Below are 4367 nucleotides of genomic sequence, written 5' to 3'. Positions count from 1 at the left end.
GCTGCGCCTTCGCAATACTTCGGCTGTGATTTGACGCTCGGATCGCCGCAATCGAAAAGTCGCGATCTGCGGCAAGACAGGTTTCGTTAATTCCCGGTGACTCAGCGTTTTGACACGCTCTGGGCCATCAAGGGACGGTCGCGATGTCGCTGCGAACGACCGTTGTTGGGCCGGGTTTCGACTGGTCTCTTCATGGCCGGATCGGCGAGATGTCCAGCACGTACACGTTCCTGCTCCGCTTGGTGTCATCGCGGCCTGAAGTTCGCGTATCGAGTGCTTCCGACAACGGATTGTTCAGCCGTTGAAGCACTGCAATTCGGAATATACGCACCATCAAGCGGCTTCGCACCGCCGTTGTGCTCCCGTCGTATGCAGGGCTTGCCAGACCCGGTTTCTATTGGGATCTTCACTTTCAACACGGTCCGTCCATAGATCAGCGGCGGCCGGGCCCCCATCGATATGGAGCCAGTTGGCATGAGTCGAATGACATCTCGATTGGCCGTTGAGTCGGAAACGTCTTCCGGAAGCGACGGGGCCCGGATTTTGCTTTACGGAGCCCGGTACCCTATCTATTGATGTCAACCCGTACGCTGGAGTAATAATAATGTCGATGACGTTGCGCCATGCCCTGTCGTTAAGTCTTAGAAGTGGTTTGATCATTCTCGGCGCAAATGCCGCAAATGGCGCATTTGCGGATGAAGTCGTCAAAATCGGTCACGTCGCGCCGCTTACTGGGGGTACCGCCCACCTCGGCAAGGACAGCGAAAACGGCGCCCGCCTTGCGATTGAAGAGATCAATCAGAAGGGCCTGACGATCGGCGGCCAGAAGATCACGCTGGAGCTCGATGCGCAAGACGATGCGGCCGACCCGCGCCAGGCCACGGAGGCCGCCCAGAAGTTGGTGGACGACAAAGACGTCGCCGTGGTGGGTCACGTGAATTCCGGCACCTCGATCCCGGCTTCAAAGATCTACAGCGATGCCGGCATCGTCGAGATCTCGCCGGCGGCCACCAACCCGACTTACACGCTGCAAGGCTTCAAGACGACCTACCGGGTCGTGGGCACCGACGCGCAGCAAGGCCCGGCGCTGGCCGACTACGCATCCAGGCTGCTCAAGGCCAAATCGGTGGCGATCGTGGACGACGCGACCTCGTATGGGCAGGGTCTGGCCGACCAGTTCGAAACGAAAATTAAGGCCAGCGGCGTGACGGTGCTCTCGCACGACGAGACCAACGACAAGGCGGTCGACTTCCGCGCGATCCTGACCAAGATCAAGGGCGAGCATCCGGACGTCATCATGTACGGCGGCGAGGATGCCACGGCCGGTCCGTTCGCAAAGCAAGCCAAGCAACTGGCGATTGCGGCGAAGGTGCTGGTCGGCGACGGGGCATGTACCACCAAGTTGTCGGATTTGGCTGGCGACGCGACCGACAACGTCATTTGCTCGATCGCCGGCATGCCGCTGGAGAAAATGGCCGGTGGCGCGGATTTCCAGAAGCGCTATGAAGCCCGTTTCCATCAACCAATCCAGGTCTACGCACCGTTTGCCTATGACGCCGTGTACATCATTGTCGATGCGATGAAGCGCGCCAACTCCACCGATGCAGCCAAGCTCTTGGCCATGATGCCGTCCACCGATTACCACGGCGTGCTCGGCGAAACCCAGTTCGACTCCAAGGGCGACCTCAAGCACGGCGTGATCTCGAGGTATCAATACGTGGGAGGCAAGCAGAAGCTGCTGGACATCGTAAAGATGTGAAACTGCCACATCGCGAGCGAACGCACGGCAACTCGGCGACATAAGTCGCTGGGTTGCCGTCGGCATGCCAGCGTGCTCGCGCGTCAGCGACGTCGTTCTTGTTACCAGTCACGGACACCTTGCCCGGCCTCGCCAGTCGTGCCGAATGGGCGGCACCTGCGTCATGGCTGGCGCCAACCATGCGGCTGGTCCGCCTTTGCGCTTAGCAGTAGCGAGCCCCAAGACGAGGCACCGCGTCCGTAGGTCAGTGAGATCGGGGACGCTCTTTATCGTGCTGTTGCCCCCGCCAGGTCGATATCGACGCGGCGGGACGAGCCGTAGCGTAACCGTCCGACCACGACCGATCTTGACGGCGTGTTGATATCGAGCAGTTAAACGCAACGCGTTGAGTTCAGGCGATGTTGTGGTGAAGCTGATCGGCAACGATCCATGGCAACAGTTCGTCGACGCGATTGACGGGATGCTCGGCGATGCGAGCGATGACGTGGCGCAGGTAGGCCTCGGGATCAAGGCCATTCAGTTTGGCGGTACCAACCAGAGTTAGATTGCGGCGCCGCGTTCGCCGCCGCTGTCGGAACTGAAGCGCAGGAAGTTCTTTCGACCGAGAGCAAGCTCGCGCTCATTCTGCCCATATCGGGCAGGAAGTTGAAGTCCATTCTCGTTGGCATCCGCTATATGGTCGCCGCGCCAAGGTTCGAGACGTCGAGGAACGCAGCGGTGGTCGCGTGGTTCATGTCGAAGCCGGCCCCGGGATAGTCAGGGTGGTGGCGGCGTGGATGCTGGATCGCGCCATATGTTCAGCCATGGAGCTTGGCGAGCCAAGAGTCAAGGTGGCGGTGTTTTGCGACCTGCATCGGCTGCTTGTCGATCGGCGCTTGCGCGCACACTCCCCGGACGGTTCCAACATCGTCCGGGAGAAACGCAATGGACAAGCTGCCAAAGGGCGTTCCAGCACGAACACAATCGCCAGTGGTGACGCCGCACCAGATGAGCATGAGGTTCGACAACGCCGAGCTACAGGCTATGAGCGCCGACCAGCGCGCAAGGGCGATCACGCATCTTGCGAGCCTGCCGTTACAAGCCGCGGGCGCCACCACCGGGAAGGAGTATGACGATGACGAACTTTGATCGTCTGCCGGCGCCCCTTCTCCAGCGCAAGGCGGTAGTTTATGTTCGGCAGTCGACGCAGGCCCAGGTCCAGATGAACCTCGAGAGCAAGCGTCGCCAGTACGAGCTCGTAGACGAAGCAAAGCGTCGCGGGTTTCGCGATATCGAGGTCATCGACGACGATCTGGGCCGATCGGCGAGCGGAGCGGTGGCTCGGCCCGGCTTTGAGCGCCTCGTGGCATTGCTCTGTGCCGGTGAAGTCGTGGCTGTCCTTTGCATGGATGCTTCACGTCTTGCCCGTAACGGGCGCGACTGGCACCATCTGCTCGAACTGTGCGGCCTCGTCGAGGCGAGGGTTATCGACCTTGATGGCGTATACGATCCCTGCCGGCCGAACGACCGGTTATTGCTCGGCATGAAGGGCAGCATCAGCGAGTTCGAGCTCAACGTGCTCCCGCGGTATCTTTAGTCAACGGGATCGAAGCTCGGATGAACGAAGTTAGGGGAGCCCGCAATATGCGCCACGAAACGTTCCAATAATGGTGAAGCACGATCTTTCCATATCAAACTGGTTTCAATCAGATCGGCCATACCGTCTACTTGCCTATACACGATCCCGGGCCTCGCGAAGCGGGCGAAAACGTAAGGAACCCAGGCTATGCCCATTCCAGCAGCTACGAGGCTGACGATTGTCTGCATCTCGATCGCCTCCTGCGCTATATGTGGCGAACTGCCGTTCGTGTGGTAATAAGACAGCAGCGCATCGAATAAGGACGGCCCCGCGTTTCTGGGGAAAATGACTATAGAGTCGGATGCGACGTCCGTGAACGTCACCGTCTTCTTGGTTGCGGCAGGGTGACTGACGGGCAGCGCGACAAAAAAAGGCTCTATGAGTAAAGATAACGCTGAAAAGCCCATCGGAACTGCCCCGACAGCATGCAGTATGAAACCAGCGTCAAACTCCTCCGCTTCCAGCGCCGCCATCTGTATGTCAATTGTCGCTTCGCGCAGTTCCAACTTCACGTCGCTATTTATATGCCGGAACTTGCTGATCCAGCCCGGAACTCGCCCATAAGCAACCGTTGAAGCAAAGGCTAGCCGAAGCCGCCCAGAAATGCCCTGCGCCGCGGCTTCAACTATCGTGGGTAATTGGTCGGACATCCGCAAAAGGCGGCGCGCGTGATCAAGCAACGCTTGTCCCGCAGAGGTCAGCGCAACACGCCTCGTGGTTCGATCGAATAACGAGGCGCCTAGTTGCTCCTCGAGATTACGCATCGCTTGCGTCAGCGGAGGTTGCGTCATGTGCAGGCGCTGCGCCGCTCGCCGAAAGTGCATTTCCTCGGCAACTGCCACAAATTGCCGCAACTGACGCAGTTCTATCATTGATACATCCCGCAAATCGAAGTTAGCTCTCAAACATATTAGACCGGCGAATTTCGGCTAACAATACTTTGTCACAAGCTGTGTGGCAAGGCCGACGGGTGTCTTGGATAAGTTCGCA

4 protein-coding genes and 1 pseudogene are annotated in these 4367 nt (G+C 59.1%); 3 read left to right on the top strand and 2 right to left on the bottom strand.

From position 1 onward, the window contains the following. Positions 1–604 precede the first annotated feature (604 nt). Positions 605–1759 (top strand): branched-chain amino acid ABC transporter substrate-binding protein, encoded by a 1155-nt coding sequence (locus QOC89_RS10305; protein WP_323044918.1) that lies wholly within the window; start codon positions 605–607, stop codon positions 1757–1759. Between the two features lie 391 nt (positions 1760–2150). On the opposite strand, the pseudogene QOC89_RS10300 reads toward QOC89_RS10305, so the two are convergent. Then, positions 2151–2377 (bottom strand): annotated as a pseudogene (locus QOC89_RS10300) (transposase domain-containing protein); the annotation flags it as partial. A 306-nt stretch (positions 2378–2683) separates the two neighbouring features. Here QOC89_RS10300 and QOC89_RS10295 point away from each other — a divergent pair. Together QOC89_RS10295 and QOC89_RS10290 are read left to right on the top strand one after the other, a co-directional pair. Further along, positions 2684–2887, top strand: coding sequence for a hypothetical protein (locus QOC89_RS10295; RefSeq protein ID WP_323044917.1), 204 nt, complete (start codon positions 2684–2686; stop codon positions 2885–2887). Continuing rightward, positions 2874–3335 carry a recombinase family protein gene (locus QOC89_RS10290; RefSeq protein ID WP_323044916.1) on the top strand — a complete coding sequence of 154 codons (462 nt, stop codon included), beginning with the start codon at positions 2874–2876 and terminating at the stop codon, positions 3333–3335. The genes QOC89_RS10295 and QOC89_RS10290 overlap by 14 nt, the downstream gene beginning before the upstream one ends. Here the strand turns inward: QOC89_RS10290 and QOC89_RS10285 are convergent. Continuing rightward, positions 3332–4249 carry a LysR family transcriptional regulator gene (locus QOC89_RS10285; protein WP_323044915.1) on the bottom strand — a complete coding sequence of 306 codons (918 nt, stop codon included), beginning with the start codon at positions 4247–4249 and terminating at the stop codon, positions 3332–3334. The genes QOC89_RS10290 and QOC89_RS10285 overlap by 4 nt on opposite strands. Positions 4250–4367 lie beyond the last annotated feature (118 nt).

It is taken from the genome of Paraburkholderia sp., assembly GCF_034668105.1.
GTDB lineage: Bacteria > Pseudomonadota > Gammaproteobacteria > Burkholderiales > Burkholderiaceae > Paraburkholderia.
This window is presented reverse-complemented; position numbering and strand designations above follow the sequence as displayed.

Excerpts from the sequence above, each read along its gene's own strand:
- QOC89_RS10305 (WP_323044918.1), top strand. The coding sequence starts at position 605 with ATGTCGATGACGTTGCGCCATGCCCTGTCGTTAAGTCTTAGAAGTGGT.
- QOC89_RS10295 (WP_323044917.1), top strand. The coding sequence starts at position 2,684 with ATGGACAAGCTGCCAAAGGGCGTTCCAGCACGAACACAATCGCCAGTG.
- QOC89_RS10290 (WP_323044916.1), top strand. The coding sequence starts at position 2,874 with ATGACGAACTTTGATCGTCTGCCGGCGCCCCTTCTCCAGCGCAAGGCG.
- QOC89_RS10285 (WP_323044915.1), bottom strand. The coding sequence starts at position 4,249 with ATGATAGAACTGCGTCAGTTGCGGCAATTTGTGGCAGTTGCCGAGGAA.